The sequence below is a fragment of the Spiroplasma endosymbiont of Dasysyrphus albostriatus genome, assembly GCF_964019495.1.
Taxonomy (GTDB): Bacteria; Bacillota_I; Bacilli_A; order Mycoplasmatales; family VBWQ01; genus Spiroplasma_E.
Genome location: NZ_OZ026447.1, coordinates 1606198 through 1623735, shown reverse-complemented (window position 1 = coordinate 1623735; position 17538 = coordinate 1606198). Strand labels below are relative to the sequence as shown.

Here is a 17538-nt window from a genome sequence, read left to right as displayed (position 1 = left end):
TTAATAAAAAATAACCAAATATTTGGTTATTTTTAGTATATTTTTAAATTTATTTTACTTGGTATTTAATAGTTGCATTTATATTAAAAAAAGAATTTGGTAAATGTTTGTTTTCATCATCATAATTATGTAAATTTCCTCCCACATTATTAAGTTTTAATTCTTGATTATCAGTAATTATCATTTGTTATGGTTTAAAACGAAAATAAATTCCTTGTTCCATTAATCCAATTTTATAATGTGATATTCTAATTTGTCTGACATAATTTTCCAATTTTGTAAAAATTTCTTTTTTATTTGTTTCTGTAGGTTTTACATCTATAATTCAAGGATCTATTTTAAATTTTGCTTCGATAGATTTTTGAAGAAATGCAAAATACTCTTTGTATGCCTTAACATATTCCTTGCCATATCTTTCTTTATCAGCGGCTGTTTTTATTTTTTTAATAATTTTTTCTAATTTTTCTTCTTCAGTATCAATTTTTGTAATTATAATGTTAACTTTTCCTGCATATTTACTGTCAGCTTTAGCATGTAGTTCTGCTGAACCAGCAGTTCCTTCAGATGCTGCTTTGAAGTTTTTAATTTCAACATCATTAGCAGTTACATCTTTATTTTGTTTAATGATTTCATCAAGAACTGCTTTTTCAGTATTAAATTTGTTACCATCAACTTCTTTGTTAGTAATTTTACTGTCTAAAGCAATTTTGTCTTTTGCAGTAATTGTAATGTTAACTTGTCCTGTATATTTACTGTCAGCTTTAGCATATAGTTCTGCTGAACCATTTTTAATTTCTGATGCACTAATAAAGTTTTTAATTTCAACATCATTAGCAGTTACATCTTTATTTTGTTTAATGATTTCATCAAGAACTGCTTTTTCAGTATTAAATTTGTTACCGTCAACTTCTAACTTAGTAATGATAGAACTTAATTCTTTTTTTGCTTCTGATTTTGTGCTTTTTGTAGCGACAACAGCTATTGTTGTTGTTGCTGCTGCAACGACAACTAATACACCAGTTGCAATTAATATTTTTTTATAATTTAGTTTTCTTTTCATATTTCACTACTCCAACGTGTTATTTTATCATTTTTGCTACCTTAATGTCAAATCGCAACAATTGATTGAAGAAATATTGATGAGTATTATTGATTATTTGTATTTGTATTTTTATTAAAATTTGACTTATAGAAAATAAATAAATATAATTATTTTTATAAAATTTATAAAATTTTTTGACCGATACTTTAATTTTTAAAGTAAACAAGGTTTAACTTAAATAATGTGAAATATAAAAATATAATGGATAATAAAAAATGAAAAACTACTAATTATTTTTCTTTTATAGTAAGTTCTAGTAAGCATGTGATATCGTTTATCGATTTTAGTTACTAGAATTATCGATATGTACTTAAAAGAAGAAATAATAAAAATAACTATTTTAAAAAAAGAAATGAAGAGGCTAATATAATGAAAAAAATATATGATAATTATCAAGATACTAACTTTAATTATAAAAATATAATATCAACAAAAAATGTAAAACAAACACAGGATGACAATGGTAATTTGTATTATACAACTTTTGATAGTTCTGATCTTCATATATCTGGACAAAAAATTTGAAAATATAATATATAGCTAACTAAAGTAATGTTTACTCATATCTTGAAAAACAAAATCAATCGCGTTTTTAATATTTGGTCAATAATTTGGTAATATTTTTCTTATATTATGTTTTATAGCAAATCAAAAATGTTCAATTGGATTTAAATTAGGAGAATATGGTGGAAGAAATAATAGTTTGCATCCAGCATTTTCAATTAATTGTTTTGTTGCTTTAGATTTATGAAACGTCGCATTATCTAAAACTATAATTTGTCCACACTTTAATACTGGAATTAGTATATTTTTAACATATGATTCAAAAATTTTACTATTGCAATGTCCTTCAAATGCTCATAGAGCTTTTAATTTACCTTTATTTAGTGCACCAATTATACTCATTCTCTTTATTTTATATGCAGGTTTATTATCAAATAATCTTTTACCTTTTTCAGACCAACCATATTTATAAAATTCATTATCATCAATTCCAGATTCATCAATATATACCAAATCTTCATTCATTATTTTCGCTATTTCTTTTAAAAAATCTTCTTGTTTATTTTTATCTCTTTGTTCATATAGAAAAGTTTTTTTTATATGTATAATTTAGTTTTTTGAAATAGTTATAAACTGTTTCTTTTGTCATATCACCAAATTTTTCAATTACTTTTTGAACTGTAACATCTTTATTTTCTGCTAAATAATTTTTTAATTCATCTAAATCCTTTATTTTGTGGCTATGTCCTTTTTGATAATTCAAAATTGGTTTTATATTTCCGGTTTTTTGCTTTCTTTTTCTTCATAAAAATAAAGTCTTTCTAGTGATATTGAACACTTTACAAATTTCTTTAATTTTCATGTTTTTACTTTCATAAACTTCTATTACTTTTCTTCGTAAGTCCTCACTGTATGGTTTTGGCATAATTTAATCTTCCTAATCTATTTTAATTATTGCTGAATTATACTTGTAAGTGCAAGAATTGTTTAAATTACATATTATTATTTTACATTATTTATGAGTAAACATTACTTTCGTTAGCTATAAGTACCAGAGATAATGAAATTTATTGAGAAAATAAAGAATTCAAAGTAGGTTCTTTTCACATGATAATTGATATTAAAGGTAATATTTATTTAACTTCTGCTGGTGGAGTAATAATTCTTAATAATAAAAATAAATTTAAAACTATGCCATTAGTTTCGGGTATGGTAACTGATATTACTTATTTAAAAAATAATATTTATGTAACAACTTTTGATGGTTTTTATAAATATAATATTAATACTGAAATTGCTGAAAAAATAAATTTACCAAACAATCTAATGGTTAATTCTATATTTATTGATAAAAATGAAAACATTTATCTTGCTATTTATAAATCTATAAATAAACCTATAAGTTATAGTGTGTTAATTATAAAAAAAGGTCAATCTGAAGCCAAACCAATAATTGGAGATGATTTTTTTAACATTAACGATACAGTATTAATAACAGAAATAAATAGTAAAATATATTTTTATAGTTTAAATTTAGCAAGTAAAAAAGCAAAATTATATTATAGTGATTTAGATAGTAATAAAGTAAATTATGTATTAGATTTATCAATTAATGTTCAAACATTATTTAATTTAAATAATGAACTTGGTTTAGTAACACATGAAAATGGAAATACAGTAATTGAAGTTGGATGGGGGTGGTTAGCCCTAATTACTGGACCATATTTTGATAGATATTTCTAAATTTTTATTTGTAATATTGGTGGTTTTAAAAATTTAGAATGTATTCTTTCATAATTATAAAACATAACATATTGATTTACATCATTAATAGCTTCATTGATTGTTAAATATTGATTTGAGTCTTTAGGCAATCATTCTTGAGATAAATGTGAAAATCAATTTTCAGATATGACATTACCGCCAATATCATATGGTTGTTTTTTGCTTAAAATTATTTGTTTGTTTTTTGCTCATTTTGTAATTTCTTGACAATAAAATTCGTTGGCGTTATCTGAATGTAAAATAACGTTTTTTATTTGATTTCAAGAAAATTGGTTGTTTATTTTTTCAAGTGCAGGAAGAATTAAATCTTGATATGATTTATTTGAAAATGTATTATAACTAACAACATTATTTGAATAAAAATCAATAATTACAAAAAGATATAGTCAACCTTCTTTGGTGTTTATTTGTTTAGTATCCATTGATCAAATTTGATTTGAAGCGGTTGTACTTTTGTAATCTTTGTTTACTTTATCCATTGTAGGTATTCACTTATTTGGATTTTTTTTGTTTTTAGGATAGTTATTTTTAGTTTGTTTTAATCCTTGAATATTGTGTTTTTTCATAATTTTTCGCATTTGTTTTGTTGATAATTCTATATTTAAAATGATATTTTTCTCTTGTTTTAATCACTCTTTAAAAGCTGAAAAAATTCTTAAATATCCATAAATTCTACCTTTTCTTGTAGAATGAAATTCGATTAAAAGTTGGCATAATTCTTGATATTTATGATTGCAATTAATAATATGATTTTTTTCTTTTTTAATAAGTTTTTGTTTATTTTTTAAAAAGTAATATGTTGATCTGTTTAATTGAAGATATTGACATAAGTTTCTAATTGAATATTGATTTTTGCAATCATCGATAATTTTAATTTTTTCTTTGATATTTAATTTGTTAATTATTAATGCTATTTGTTTAATTTTATCCATTAATAAAAATCCTTTCAGGTCAAAATTAGTGTTCATTATATAACACAATTGTTTTTAGAATACATTCAGATTTTTTAAATTAATGGTCTAGTAAAAAGGGCTAAGTGGCTCATATAATTTAATTTGTTTTGATAATGTAAATTCTTTTTGTTGTTCAATTAATTCATCAACTTGATTTCTAGTATAAAATGCTTTTAAGTCAATTTTTTCAATATCTATTTCATCATCATTATAACTTGAAAATATTTGTTTTAATTCTGTTAATCTTGCTCATATTTTCATTCTACTAGGTGCTAAATCTCAAACATTAATCGTAGGAGTACTATTTGCACTAAATTGACTACCATTATTAAATTGAATAGTAGCATCAACATTAAATTCAATTGGTGTACGATTAAATACTCAATGTTCAACCATTACATAAACCATATCTCTTAATGTTTCTTTAATTAATTCATCTTTAAAACTATCAAAAGGAAATTTAGATAAAATAAAATCAAGATAAGCATTAATATCATTTTGAGCACGAATAGCAAAAGTTTTAAATCAATCATTAACATTAGGTCATGTCTGTATATATTGCTGTGGGGTTTCTGTAATTTTTCCAGTTAATGGATATCAGTTATTATAATTTTCAAGACTGACATCAGTTCAAAGTTTATTAATCATAATTTATCATTCCTTAAAAAATGCTTTTTTATAATGCTTAGTTTTTGTTTTAGTTTTTCTATGTGATATATGGATAATTTCTTTTTGTAACTTTTTCTTACCTTTTTTTACAACTTGACTATATGCAAATTTTTCTAAATGATGTAATAGTCCAGTGCCAAATAAAGTATTAACTGAAAATTTTAAACCAACACTTTTAAATGATTTATTAATATTTTCAATAGGATTATTAATAACATTTACTACTTTATGATAAGTTCTTACTATTCTAAATATTTCTCTATATACTTTAAAACTATCTCTAATTACTTGTTGAACCACTGGTGGAGCAAATGCTATTGCTTTTAATCATTTATTATGATTAACACCATAACCAATGTATCAACCACTATATCAACGATATCAATGGAATGGATGTATTTGAGTAACAAAAGTTTCTGCTTTAAGAATACTATCAACAACTGTAATTGGTTTATATTTAGTATTGCGATGATAAATAGTAATTGCACATTTATCTAATGATAAAGGTTGAATTTTACAACCCATAAATACTGGTGAATTTAATGGAATTAATTGTGCATGTTTAATTGCTCTTTTTTCTGCACTAGTAAATAAATCAGTTGTTTTTTCTTTTAATTTATTAATTTTTTCAAATGCTTGTTTTTCCAACTTTTCAAATTTTTCTTGTAATTTATATATACTTTCTCGTAATTTTTCAAAATATGGTGTATTTTTTCAAAATTTATTTAAACCTTTTTTTAAATAAAATCTAATATCCAAATATTTAAACAATTTATTTGCATTTAAAACAATCTTATGAATTGAACTTTTTTTAAAATCAAATTTAATAGCATTAGCACGAATTTTTTGTAAATCCAAAATTAAAGTTTTTCCATATCTATTTTCTGTGTGTATTGTATGAACTAAATTTAATCAATCATGTTGGTTCATAGATAATACTTTTTTTAAATCAGTATTATATTTTTTTAAAAAATTATTTGCTTTTTCAATATCTTTAATTTTAAATTTAGGAGTTAATTGTGGACTTAATTTTATTAATGTATTTTGTAATAATAAGTAATTTTTTAACTCCTGTGCTTCTAATTTTTGAAAATTATTTTTATATTGTCTTTCAGCAACATAACCTAAATCTCGTAATACTGTTTCACGATTAGGAGTAAAACTATAATTCATTAAATAACGTTTATTACCAATAATTTTATCTGTTAAAATTTCTTTTCCACTTACTTGACTAATAATTTCTTGTAAGTTTTTTGCTTCTTTAATACCAACTTGTTCTAATGTTTTAGTTTCTTGTGCTAGTTTAATAAATTTAGTTGTGCGATAACCACGACTAATTTTATTAAGTCCTGCAAATGCCGGTAATAAATTAAAGAAAGTATTTAATGATGTTACATTTCCTTTTAAATAATCATAAACTTGATTAATAGTAAAATCAGTTAAAAACTCTACACCAACAGCACTAATACTAGCAATTAAATCACTTGCACCTAATCCAAGTGCAAAACTTTCACTTAATCCACCAGTAAAAGGAGCAAGTGCTACTGCTATAACTTGTACACCAATCATTTCTAAAATTTCTCATCAAAAACTTTTATTTTCTTGTTGTTTACTTGTTCTAGTATGTTTTGGTTTATTTATGTTTAAAAGTATTGCTGTACTAGTTGTACCAATTGGCATGATATTAATTTCCTTTATTTAAGAGTTATTTTAATTGGATTTGTTGAACCTTTATAATTTAAATCATTAACATTTGCAGCAATAGTTATATATAAGTCACCTGCTTTTTGTTTTTGATTACTTACATTAGTTTTTCCTTGTGCATCACTAAAATATTTAATAGTTGGATTTGTTAAATTTGGATTTAATGATTTAAGTTCATTAGTACTTTTTATTTCTGTATTTAATTCATTGTTATTGTTATTAACATTTGCAGTAATATTTGTTGTTAAAACTGTAATTTTAGTTTTTAAATCATTTTTTTCTGTTTTAATAACTCCACATAACATTCATCTTGATGTTGTTTCATTATTAGAAATATATGGGATTGCTTCTCCAACAACTTCACCAGCAACTTTATATGCTCTTCCTGCTTTATCATCTTTAATAAAATCTACATAAATAACTGTATTTTCTATCATGTATCTTTTCATTGCTCTTGGTGTTGCTAAAATAAAGGTCATTAATTGTTGTTCATTTTTATCATTAGTAAAAATCATATAGTCATCAAGAACGATTTCACATAATACGCCTTTTACATATAAATTATTTCCATTTAAACGTAATTGTTGTGCCAACTGATTATCGGTAATTAAACCTTTATTATCTGCTAAATAAACTAAACTATCATAAAGACCATTAGTAATAAAAAATTTACTATTTGCAATATTTCTAAATTGAAACAAAGTATTTCAAGCAGATAACATTGATTTTAAATAGCCTACTGGTGTTGTATCTTCAATATCGATTTTAGTAGCAAATTTTGCAATTGCTTGTGTATCATCAATTGCCAATTTATCTGCTAAATCATTTGCAACTTCATATTGCATACTATCTAATAAATTTTGTCCATTATTTGCTTTTAAATCTACATCTGCAATAATTTCTCCTGCAAGATATTTTTTAGTTATTTTTTTACTAATTTTATCTGTATCAACATATGGTAATTCATATCTTTTACTTTTATCATCCCAAGCAATAATTTTTACTTCCGGTTTTTTTGGTTTTTTAACAATAAACTCAATATTTACTGAGTCAACAATTTCAGTAGGAAAAAAGTTTGCCCATGGACTATTTGAAATTTTAAAAAACTCTATAAATTCTGGTGCTTCTACTAATCTCTCTGTATTGTCTAAATTTTGATTAAATGGTACTGACATTTTATTTCTTCCTTTCGTTTATAAATAATTTTTCTTTTTATAATTAATTAAAAAATTTTCTTTATCATTTGTTTTATTATTAATAATTATTTGTTTATTACCACCTGTATTAATTGTTTGTTTAAATACTGGTTGTTCTTTAATCATTTTTTTAATAGTTTCTTCAATTTTTGAATTTTCTAGATTACTTGTTTTAAATTTTAAAAAATCATAAAATTCAGTTTTAACTTGATATTTTTTAAATATATTAATCATTTCTTTTTCTTTAATTTCTTGATTAAGTTTATTTAACTTATTTTCTGCTTCATTAACTTTATTTTCTATTTCTTGTTGAGCATTATTTTCAGTTAAAGGTTCAGTTGTTTGTTGAACATTATCTTCATTTTCTAACATTTAATATTCTCCTAATCTTATCCCAATAATCAATCTTTAACTAATTGTGGCATTTCACTTATTAGTTTTTTATAATCTTTAACTGCATTTTCTAATATATCAATATCAGAAAATTTAAAACAATTTCCTATATCTAAATCAAAATCTCTATCAATTTTGATATTATTTTTTATATATTTTTTATTAAATTCAATTTTTGTCATATTATTTTTCTCCTTTATTAATCTTTTCATTTAATTTTTCTAATTTTTTTTGATGTTTGATAATTTTATTATTTGCTCTAACATGTTTTGGAGTTGTGATAAATCTTTTTAATAAAACAATAATTTCTCTGCAAATTAATGTTCCAACACTTGTTCCAATAATTATTAATTCATGTAAAAATTCTTTCATTTCAATATTTTCCTTTCAACTATTTATTTTTTTATTTCTAATTATTAATCAAATTGACCACCATTAATTCTTTCAATCATTGATTGTAAATTACTTATAATTTCTACTAATACAGATATTTCTTTATTGAATTCTTCTATTTTTTCTTTATATATTTTTATTTCCTGATTATAATATTCAAGTAATTTTTCTTTATTCATCAATTATTCACCTCCTTTATAAACTCATGTGATTATAATCTCAATTTAATGAAGTATTATCATGATTTAATGGTACTTCACTCATATTATCACTACCATATTGACTAGTTGTTTCACTATTAATTGTGAATCTATTATCATTTATTAATCTTGCAGTTTCATTATTAAATGGTGTTTCTTGCATTTCTTCAATATGATTTGTAGTTTCCATAGGTAGTAAATTATGAATAATTTCACTTGCACCAGCAATTATGGTAGGTATTGCATAAGCATTATTAAAATCATTATTTATACCCATTGCTACACCACTACTAATCAAACATCCACCAGTAGCCATATTACAAACCTTTCTTATTTTTTCAAATTTATTAGGTATTAACTCAGTTAATCCACTAATAAGATTTGATATACCATAAGCATTTAATGAAATATAAGTATCTCAATCCATTAATGACTGATGTTCTTGTTTATTTAATAATAATCATGGAGGACCTTCTGTTGTAGTTGTAGTAGTTACTGGAATTGGTGTTGTTGGAATAATAGGATTAATATTATTTTCTGTTCATTTACTATAATTTGCTAATCCAATTGTTCCTAAACCTAATAAGATTTTTTTACTACTATTAATTAATTTAGTTTTTGTATTTGGTCTTTGATTTAAATTTCAAATATCTAAACCTAATTTTTTACCAAATAATAAACTATTAATTGAACCTAATAATGGATTATCTATTACTTGACCATAATAAGCACTTGTACCAATCATTGCACAAATTGGACTTATACCAGTTCTTATTAACTTAGTTAAAGTATAATTTGATTGTGTATTTTCGTTTGGCATTTTAATCTCCTTTATTTGCTTTTAACATTTCTCTTACAATATCTAATAAAGTATTTACTTGATAATCATATAATTCAAATTCATGAATTCTAATTTTAATTTTTTCTTTATAATCCATTTTTTTCTCCTTGTATTTCTAATTGTAATAATTTTTCTAAAACATAATCATTTTTATCAAATTCTCTAATAATTCATTTTTTTGTTTCTTTTCTATTGTTAGTACAAAGAATTAATCTTTCTATCATATTAATTAATTCTTTTTTATCTGCTCTATCAAAAATTACTTTTAAAATTTCATCTAACATATTTTATTCTCCTTTATTTGTTTTTATCAGTTCTCTTATAACATCTAATAAGGAATCTACTACATAAGAATTTAATTCAAATTCATAATTTCTAATTTTAATTTTTTCCTTTTTCATTTGTTTATTCTCCTTTAATTTGTTTTAAATCATTTAATAGTTCTATAAATTTATTCATGTATTCTGAATAACAATCAATCATTAAATAATTATCATTTCAATTAAACATTACACATGTGTCACTTGTACAAAATTCAACATTATCAATAAAAAATAATTTTTCATCTACATTTCATTTAATTAAAAATTCGCGTTTAGTCATGGTTATTCTCTTTCTATTTCTAATTTTTTAATTGTTACTTTAATTCAACCTTGATAAACATCATTATCACCAACTATTAATGCAACATTACTTTCGGGGTCAGAAACAATTATGTGTTTTGATTTAACATTTGGATATTGTCTTAAAATAATTGCTCTAATATCATTACTTGTATGAATTGCTTTTGGAAATGGTGATAATATTTCAATTTCATCTTTATTTTCAAACAAAGTAGGTAATATTATCATTATTCAAATTCTCCTTGTTCAATTTTAATTAATAGATTTTTTAAACATATTTTTTCTCATATATAAAATTCTATTTGTTTAAAATATTTAACATTAGATATTTCATTTGTAAGTCATGTTATTCGTTCTTCTAAATCTTCAATTAATTTTTCTTTATTCATTATCAAATTCACCATTTTTTTTCATATAATGATTTAGACAATACAATGATTCTAGACTTCCATTTTCGTATTTTTCTAAGAACCTGTTTAGAATCTTTTTAATAAAATTGAAATAAAGGAAAGAACAACCATTTGTAAACTAGTATTTAGTTTTCTTTCACAATTTTTTCATAATCTTCTGCATTTTTCTAATCATGCAAAGCTTCGTTCTACAACTCATCTTTTTGGTAGTACTACAAAAGAATGTAATTCATTACGTTTTACAACTTCAACATTTGCATTTATGATTGTTTTGATTGCAGAAGCAAATTTTTCACCAGTATAGCCAGCATCTACTATTATTTTTTGAACTGTAGAAAGATTTTCTTTTTCACTTTTAATCATTATGATAGCACTATTACGATCTGTTTTTTCTGCTGTAGTTATGTAAATTGCATGTGGTAAACCTTGCGTATCAACTGCAATATGACGTTTTATTCCTGAAATCTTTTTACCAGCATCATAACCTTTATTTTCAGTAGTATCTGTATTTTTAACACTTTGCGAATCAATTATACAAAAACTAGTTTTTTCTTTTCGATGATTCTTAATACGAATCTTTTTAACTAATTTTTTTTAAAATTAATTGCAATACACTAGGTTCTTTATCATTGTTTTTACTTCAAATTTGGAAATAATAATATACAGTTTGTCATTTTGGAAAATTTTTTGGTAACATTCTTCATTGACAACCACTTTTTAATACATATAAAACTGCACAAAACACTTCATATAAATCTAAATTTCTTGGTTTTGTTTTCTTTTTGCTGTTTTCTAAAGTTGATTTTATGTTCTCAAATTGTTCTTTAGTAACATGACTTGGATAATTTTTATGCATATATACCTCTTATTTTAAAATATATAGTAATTTTACATTATTTTCTAAAAGATTCTAAACAGGTTCTTAGAAGAAATTCAAGTTGTTAGAATGCCAAGAACAATTGAAAAAGTACCTGACAAATTACCACCAGAAATCACATCTTTAAAAAATATGTTTACAGGTGCAACCTTATTCAATCAAGACCTTTCAACATGAGATACTTCCAATATAACAAATATGAATTTTACATTTAATGGAGCCACTTCATTTAATAGTAATATTACTAATTGAAATGTTTCTAATGTAAAAAGTACTTTTGTTATGTTTGCAAATGCAACTTCATTCAATCAAGATCTTTCAACATGAAATGTATCTAATATAAATCGTTTTAGTCTTATGTTTTATGGTGCAACCTCATTCAATCAAAACCTTTCAAATTGAAATACTTCTAATGCAGTATATATGAATTTTATGTTTTATGGCGCTAAATTATTTGATCAAGACCTTTCAACATGAAATGTAAAAAAAGTAAGAGAACATAGTAACTTTGCAAATTATTCAGGAATTACTAATCCTAATAAATTACCAAAATTTAAAAATAATATTATAACAATATATTAATTAATATATTACTAATTTTTCTTGCCTTTTATATTAATACTTAAAGTGTTAAAATTAAGATGGATAGAAAATATTTCCAAGTTTTGGATTAATATTATCATTCCTAAAATTTATAGAAACTATTATTAATCCAAAATATCCTTTTAATTTATCACATATATAAAGAAGGTGTTTAAAATGAAAAATTTAATTACTGCCCTAAGTGTTTTAACACTTGGTACAACTGTAGGAAATTTAAGTAGTAACTTAAAGACTAATGAAAAAACAGAAGCTGTTAATACTATTTTAAACCAAGATATAAAAAAAAGTAAGTAATGTTGATTTATCTAATATTACTGCTGAAAATAACGTTTGAAAATATCTAACAAAAAATAACGTAGCAACATATGCAGGTGGCGAAAACTATTATCAATATTATTTTGCTTACCATGTTATTGGATTAAATCATGATACATTACATAAATTAAATAATGCGATTGGTTCGGGAATAGGAGCAGTCTCTGCTGTCCTAGGTGTTGCCTTACCAGCATTAGCTCCAATAATTGATGCAGTTGCAGCAATATTAATTGCACAATGATACATATGACAAATTTCTGACTATGATAATGGTAATGGAGTTGTTATTGATATGGTTGGTTTAACACCAACATGAATCGTTAATGTTTCATCACAATAAAAAATAATAATACTTAAATTTATTAAAAACAGACCTGTGAAATAGGTCTGTTTTTAATAAATTTATTTTTAATATAACATAAAATTTAAACGACATAATTAACATTTTTCACTGATTTATCGCTTTCAATAATTTTTTTAGCATCTGCTAATTTAATGGCTACCATTTTCGTAATTCCTTGATTTTGCATAGTTGTACCATATAATACATCACAATTTTCCATTGTGCCTGGACGATGAGTAACAATAATAAATTGTGTATATTGTGAAAAACTACGAACATATCTAGCAAAACGCTCTAAATTTGCTGGATCCAATGGTGCTTCAACCTCATCTAATATTGTCAATGGCAACGGCTTGACTTTTAAAATAGCAAATAATACTGCTAATGCAACTAATGATTTTTCACCACCTGATAATAAGTTTAAATTACTAATTCTTTTACCAGGAGGATTAGCAAGCACTTCCACACCTGTATTTAAAATATCATCAGGTGATGTATATCGTAAACTACAAGTTCCTCCACCAAATAAAGTTTGAAATGTTTCGGGCAATACCATATTAATAGCTTTGATTGTTTCATCAAATTGCGTTACCATAACATTATCCATTTCATCAATGGCTGTTAACAACGATTGTGATGCTAATTGTAATTCATCATGTTTAGTTTTTAAACGTAAATAACGTTCATTTTCATTTTCAAATTCTTCAATAGCATTAATATTTACAAATCCTAAATCTTCAATTTCACTACGTAATTGTTGTACCAAATTACGTGCTTGTTGTTCGTCTGCTAATGGTTCACTATAATGTTCTCTAGCATATTCATAAGTTAAATTATAAGTTTCAACTAAACGTCTTAAATGTTGTTCTACTTTTGACTCCATTTTTACTTGTTCAAGCTTTTGATTATTTAATTTATCACTAGTCATAAAATGTTCTTGATTTAAACTATATAATTCATTTTCTAAACTTTGCATTTGTTCTAATAATTGATGTTTCTGTTTACGAATTAATTGTAGTTGACTTTTTATTGTTGCTTGATCATATTTAGAATTTTCATATTGAATAAAAATATCATTTAATTGGTTTGTAGTATCAATATCTAATTTTTTACCAGTTAATGTTTGATATTGAGTAGTTAATAATTGTGATTGATTAGTGATATCACTAATTTCACTAATCAGTTTATTTATTGTTAAAGTAATTGTCAACTTTTGACCTTGATAATTATTTAATTCGCTTTCAATACTTGTTCTTTGGACATTTATATTAACTAATTGTTGTTCTAATGATTTAATTTCTTCTTTTAATTCAGAAACTATTAACTTTTCTTTAAAAACATTAATACTATTTTGATGTTGATAACCTCCAACAATAGCACCACCAGCTTTAATTAATTGACCATCTAAAGTTACACATTGGTATTTAGCAGCAATTAATTGTGAAATAACTCTTGCGCTTTCTAAGTCTTCACAAATAATAGTACGACCTAAAAGAAAATTAATAATCGGCTGAATTCTATTATCAACTGCTGTAACTAAATGATGAGCAAAACTTAAATAACCTGATTTACTATTAACAATAATTTCATCTTCTTTAGTCGCTGTTCGAACTTGAATTGAATTTAAAGGTAAAAAAGTGGCAATTCCCGCTTTATTTTGTTTTAAAAATTCAACAGCCTTGGTTGCATCTTTGTTAGTGGCCGTAACAATGTTTTTTAAAGTATTGCCCAATACTTTAACAATCGCTTCACTATAAAGATCGGGCACCGAAATTAAATCACTCACTACTCCAATGATGCCATATAGTTTATCTTTATTATTTAAAATTGTTTGAACACCCAAATATTTTTGATTTTGTCGTTGTTGATAATTAATTACCGATTCTAATTGTGCTTTTTTTTCACCTAAACCACGATGAATATTATTTTGTCCTAAAATTAAATCTTGATGTTGAACATTTAGTTCTTCAAATAAATTATTAATTTTATCAAAATTTTCTTGTTCTTTTTTTTGTAAAAAAGTTTTTTGTTCAATAATAGTAAGCAAAGTTTCAATTTCATTTTTTAATTTTTCAACTTCTGTTTGATCTTTTATTTCACTTTGTTTTGTTTTCATTAACGATTTTTGTTGTTCTAAAACTTGCAATAAACTATTAACATTAGATAAATTCATTTCTAAACTATTAATGTTTTTATCTAAATCATAACTTTTATTTTTTAAAAATTTTAATTGTTGTTCATTCTTACTAATATTTAAATTAAGTTGTTGTTGTAAAATTTCATTATCATTTATACTAACTGTTGTAAGTTTTAATTGATTATGATATGTCTCCAAATCTTTAACAATAATAGTAATTTCATATTTTTTTAAATTATCACGTAATTCAACATAAGTTTTAGCTTTCTGTGCTTGTTTTGCTAATGGTTCAATTTTTCTACTTATTTCACTAATAATATCATTAACTCGAACTAAATTTTCATTAGTACGCTCTAATTTACGTAATGACTCTTCTTTCCTCTTTTTGTATTTTGAAACACCAGCAGCCTCTTCAAATAAAGTTCTTCTTTCTTCTGGCTTAGAATCAGCAAATCGTGAAACATTACCTTGACTAATAATTGCAAGTGAACCTTTAGCTAAACCTGTACCCATAATAATTTCTTGTACATCTTTTAAACGAACACGAGCTTTATTAATGTAATATTCATTTTCTGAACTATTACGAAAAGTTTTTCTAGTAATTTGTACTTCATTAAAATCAACTTTAAATATTTTATTAGTATTATCAAAAACTAAAGTAACTTGAGCACTATTTAATGGTTGTTTTCCTTTAGCACCATTAAAAATTATATCTTCACTATTTTCACCACGTAATGATTTAACTGATTGTTCACCTAAAACTCAACGAATAGCATCATTAATATTAGACTTCCCAGAACCATTAGGGCCAACAATACCTACAATATTAGTATCAAATTCTATTGTTAAAGGCTCTGCAAATGACTTAAAACCATATGCTTCGATTCTTTTTAAGAATGCCATCTTACCTCACCTATTTTAAAATATATATTTATATTTTACCATGAATCAGCTTAATATTTATTGTTAAGATTTAGCAGAAATATTACTTTATTTGCATTATTATTTGTTCTTTAATTGTTTTATAATAAAATTTATTAATTCACAAATAAAATAATGTAGTACTAATAATAGTACTAATAATTAACATTATAACTAAGATACTATTAATTCATAATGGAATTCCAATAATTGAATAATTAAAGTTGAGGATGTTATAAGGATAAATAAAATTTTTAACATCATTTGCTTGTAAAATACCGGCTCTAATATAAATATAAGTTAGATAAATAATTGGATAAATAACCACTAATATAAATTGTTTTTTAATATTGATATTAAATTTGTTTTTTCTAAACGTTAAAATTAAAAAAATAATCATCAATATTGGTGATACTAAATGATCTAAAAAGGAACAAAATAAAGATAAATTATTCAATTTTCAAAATCAATTAAGTTCTAAATCTAACTTTGAAACACTATCAATAAATATCCCCACTCAAAAAATAAGGGCAGTAATAGTTATGTATATTGTTAAATTAATTTGACTATAAATATTAGTGAATCTATTTGTCTGCTCTTTTTGATGATAAATTAAAGAAAATAAAAATCAAATATTAACAATAAATATTGTTTGAGAAGACCAAAATGATAACATTACATCAAAGTTTTGTAATACTATAGAATTATAAAAATTATCTTTATTAGTACTATTAACATATCAAAATTCAGTAAATACAGAAAAGATGATAGTCAATATTGATAAAATAAAAATTAATATACAACTTAATAATTTATATAAAAATCTTCAATCTTTAAATTTTTGCTTATATAATAAAAACACAAATTATTCCTCTTCGAAAAACAAAATCATATTTAATAAATATAATAATAACAATTTTTTTGCTAATTTAACAAAAAAGTATTAATTAAATTTGATATGAACATTTTTAATAAGAAGAAGTAAGCGAAGTTGAAGATAAATTTCTACTAGAATCACTTTCTTTACTTTGTTCAAGTTCATCAAAATTGTTTTCTAAAATTGGTAAAAATTCTAAATCACATTGCTCTTTTATATCATTAAAACTCACAATTGGACTATCTTTTTTAGGTAGCACATTTTTTAATTGTGTCTCTAGTTGTGCAATTTTTTCTTCTTTTTCTTCAAGAATTTTTTTTAAATGTTGAATTTCAGTATCTTTTTTTTCAAAATCAGATTTGAAAGCAGTAGTTATTGCTTCAACTGCATCTCAATCTTCATCTTCAGTTTCTTCTCATTCTTTTTCAACTTTTGCTTTAATTTTTGGAATTAAATCTTCTATATATGTATCAATATATTTAATAATCGTTTCAAATAATAAAGAATCTTCATTTTTAGTTGCTACATTTTCATTATTATCAATTATCTTTCAACTACTAATAACTTTTAATCTTTCAATAGGAAAAATTTCTTTTAATGATGTTATAAGTGACTGATTGGAATGGGCCACTTAGCCCTTTTTACTAGACCATTAATTTAAAAAATCTGAATGTATTCTAAAAACAATTGTG

Annotated in this window: 25 protein-coding genes; 4 read left to right on the top strand and 21 right to left on the bottom strand. The window is 23.4% G+C overall.

The genetic code is table 4. The features are described 5' to 3' along the window. Window positions 1–49: 49 nt before the first annotated feature. Complete coding sequence (locus tag AACL11_RS09645) at window positions 50–184, bottom strand: hypothetical protein (protein WP_338987626.1); 135 nt, start codon at window positions 182–184, stop codon at window positions 50–52. A 3-nt stretch (window positions 185–187) separates the two neighbouring features. Beyond that, window positions 188–1060 carry a hypothetical protein gene (locus AACL11_RS09640; RefSeq protein WP_338987625.1) on the bottom strand — a complete coding sequence of 291 codons (873 nt, stop codon included), beginning with the start codon at window positions 1058–1060 and terminating at the stop codon, window positions 188–190. A 411-nt stretch (window positions 1061–1471) separates the two neighbouring features. Between AACL11_RS09640 and AACL11_RS09635 the strand changes: the two genes are divergently transcribed. Then, on the top strand, window positions 1472–1642 hold the full coding sequence (locus AACL11_RS09635) for a hypothetical protein (RefSeq protein ID WP_338987623.1): 171 nt from the start codon (window positions 1472–1474) through the stop codon (window positions 1640–1642). Here AACL11_RS09635 and AACL11_RS09630 read toward each other — a convergent pair whose 3' ends face one another. Continuing rightward, window positions 1643–2143 carry an IS630 family transposase gene (locus AACL11_RS09630; protein WP_338988468.1) on the bottom strand — a complete coding sequence of 167 codons (501 nt, stop codon included), beginning with the start codon at window positions 2141–2143 and terminating at the stop codon, window positions 1643–1645. Between the two features lie 28 nt (window positions 2144–2171). Next, entirely contained in the window at window positions 2172–2531 is a 360-nt protein-coding gene (locus AACL11_RS09625; protein WP_338973555.1) for a helix-turn-helix domain-containing protein, read from the bottom strand. A 182-nt stretch (window positions 2532–2713) separates the two neighbouring features. Between AACL11_RS09625 and AACL11_RS09620 the strand changes: the two genes are divergently transcribed. Next, the gene (locus AACL11_RS09620) at window positions 2714–3349 is read left to right on the top strand and encodes a hypothetical protein (RefSeq protein ID WP_338987621.1); all 636 of its coding nucleotides are present in this window, start codon (window positions 2714–2716) and stop codon (window positions 3347–3349) included. On the opposite strand, the gene AACL11_RS09615 is transcribed toward AACL11_RS09620, so the two are convergent. The 14 genes from AACL11_RS09615 to AACL11_RS09550 form a co-directional block, all read right to left on the bottom strand. Further along, window positions 3346–4359 carry an IS3 family transposase gene (locus AACL11_RS09615; RefSeq protein WP_338986622.1) on the bottom strand — a complete coding sequence of 338 codons (1014 nt, stop codon included), beginning with the start codon at window positions 4357–4359 and terminating at the stop codon, window positions 3346–3348. The two genes, AACL11_RS09620 and AACL11_RS09615, sit on opposite strands and share 4 nt — an antisense overlap. A gap of 51 nt (window positions 4360–4410) precedes the next feature. Then, a complete protein-coding gene (locus AACL11_RS09610; RefSeq protein WP_338987619.1) occupies window positions 4411–4992 on the bottom strand; it encodes a hypothetical protein in 582 nt (193 codons plus the stop codon). A gap of 3 nt (window positions 4993–4995) precedes the next feature. Beyond that, entirely contained in the window at window positions 4996–6693 is a 1698-nt protein-coding gene (locus AACL11_RS09605) for a hypothetical protein (RefSeq protein WP_338987617.1), read from the bottom strand. A 14-nt stretch (window positions 6694–6707) separates the two neighbouring features. Next, a complete protein-coding gene (locus AACL11_RS09600; RefSeq protein ID WP_338987616.1) occupies window positions 6708–7892 on the bottom strand; it encodes a hypothetical protein in 1185 nt (394 codons plus the stop codon). 18 nt (window positions 7893–7910) lie between these two features. Continuing rightward, window positions 7911–8285 carry a hypothetical protein gene (locus AACL11_RS09595; protein WP_338987615.1) on the bottom strand — a complete coding sequence of 125 codons (375 nt, stop codon included), beginning with the start codon at window positions 8283–8285 and terminating at the stop codon, window positions 7911–7913. Between the two features lie 17 nt (window positions 8286–8302). Next, complete coding sequence (locus tag AACL11_RS09590; RefSeq protein WP_338987614.1) at window positions 8303–8488, bottom strand: hypothetical protein; 186 nt, start codon at window positions 8486–8488, stop codon at window positions 8303–8305. A 1-nt stretch (window position 8489) separates the two neighbouring features. Continuing rightward, window positions 8490–8678, bottom strand: a complete 189-nt coding sequence (locus AACL11_RS09585; RefSeq protein ID WP_338987613.1) for a hypothetical protein — start codon at window positions 8676–8678, stop codon at window positions 8490–8492. Between the two features lie 44 nt (window positions 8679–8722). Next, entirely contained in the window at window positions 8723–8878 is a 156-nt protein-coding gene (locus tag AACL11_RS09580) for a hypothetical protein (protein ID WP_338987612.1), read from the bottom strand. Between the two features lie 16 nt (window positions 8879–8894). Further along, window positions 8895–9719, bottom strand: coding sequence for a hypothetical protein (locus AACL11_RS09575; protein ID WP_338987611.1), 825 nt, complete (start codon window positions 9717–9719; stop codon window positions 8895–8897). 107 nt (window positions 9720–9826) lie between these two features. After that, window positions 9827–10024 carry a hypothetical protein gene (locus AACL11_RS09570; RefSeq protein ID WP_338986580.1) on the bottom strand — a complete coding sequence of 66 codons (198 nt, stop codon included), beginning with the start codon at window positions 10022–10024 and terminating at the stop codon, window positions 9827–9829. Window positions 10025–10145: 121 nt separating this feature from the next. Continuing rightward, on the bottom strand, window positions 10146–10343 hold the full coding sequence (locus tag AACL11_RS09565) for a hypothetical protein (RefSeq protein WP_338986578.1): 198 nt from the start codon (window positions 10341–10343) through the stop codon (window positions 10146–10148). Window positions 10344–10345: 2 nt separating this feature from the next. After that, window positions 10346–10591, bottom strand: a complete 246-nt coding sequence (locus AACL11_RS09560; RefSeq protein ID WP_338987609.1) for a hypothetical protein — start codon at window positions 10589–10591, stop codon at window positions 10346–10348. After that, window positions 10591–10752 carry a hypothetical protein gene (locus AACL11_RS09555; RefSeq protein ID WP_338986574.1) on the bottom strand — a complete coding sequence of 54 codons (162 nt, stop codon included), beginning with the start codon at window positions 10750–10752 and terminating at the stop codon, window positions 10591–10593. Before AACL11_RS09555 ends, AACL11_RS09560 begins: the two co-directional genes overlap by 1 nt. An 87-nt stretch (window positions 10753–10839) precedes the next feature. Next, window positions 10840–11629 (bottom strand): IS5 family transposase gene (locus AACL11_RS09550; protein WP_281747819.1). Its coding sequence is split into 2 segments (ribosomal slippage): window positions 10840–11367 and window positions 11369–11629, totalling 789 coding nucleotides; the frame shifts between segments, so codons are not numbered across the junction. A 90-nt stretch (window positions 11630–11719) separates the two neighbouring features. Between AACL11_RS09550 and AACL11_RS09545 the strand changes: the two genes are divergently transcribed. Both AACL11_RS09545 and AACL11_RS09540 read left to right on the top strand, forming a co-directional pair. Further along, complete coding sequence (locus tag AACL11_RS09545) at window positions 11720–12232, top strand: BspA family leucine-rich repeat surface protein (RefSeq protein WP_338987608.1); 513 nt, start codon at window positions 11720–11722, stop codon at window positions 12230–12232. Window positions 12233–12409: 177 nt separating this feature from the next. After that, on the top strand, window positions 12410–12547 hold the full coding sequence (locus tag AACL11_RS09540) for a hypothetical protein (RefSeq protein WP_338987607.1): 138 nt from the start codon (window positions 12410–12412) through the stop codon (window positions 12545–12547). Window positions 12548–12993: 446 nt separating this feature from the next. Here AACL11_RS09540 and AACL11_RS09535 read toward each other — a convergent pair whose 3' ends face one another. The 3 genes from AACL11_RS09535 to AACL11_RS09525 form a co-directional block, all read right to left on the bottom strand. Beyond that, window positions 12994–15951 carry an AAA family ATPase gene (locus AACL11_RS09535; RefSeq protein ID WP_338987606.1) on the bottom strand — a complete coding sequence of 986 codons (2958 nt, stop codon included), beginning with the start codon at window positions 15949–15951 and terminating at the stop codon, window positions 12994–12996. Window positions 15952–16033: 82 nt separating this feature from the next. Further along, window positions 16034–16831: a hypothetical protein gene (locus AACL11_RS09530; RefSeq protein WP_252320756.1), complete on the bottom strand. Its 798-nt coding sequence runs from the start codon at window positions 16829–16831 to the stop codon at window positions 16034–16036. A gap of 106 nt (window positions 16832–16937) precedes the next feature. Next, complete coding sequence (locus AACL11_RS09525; protein ID WP_338987605.1) at window positions 16938–17477, bottom strand: hypothetical protein; 540 nt, start codon at window positions 17475–17477, stop codon at window positions 16938–16940. Window positions 17478–17538: the final 61 nt, after the last annotated feature.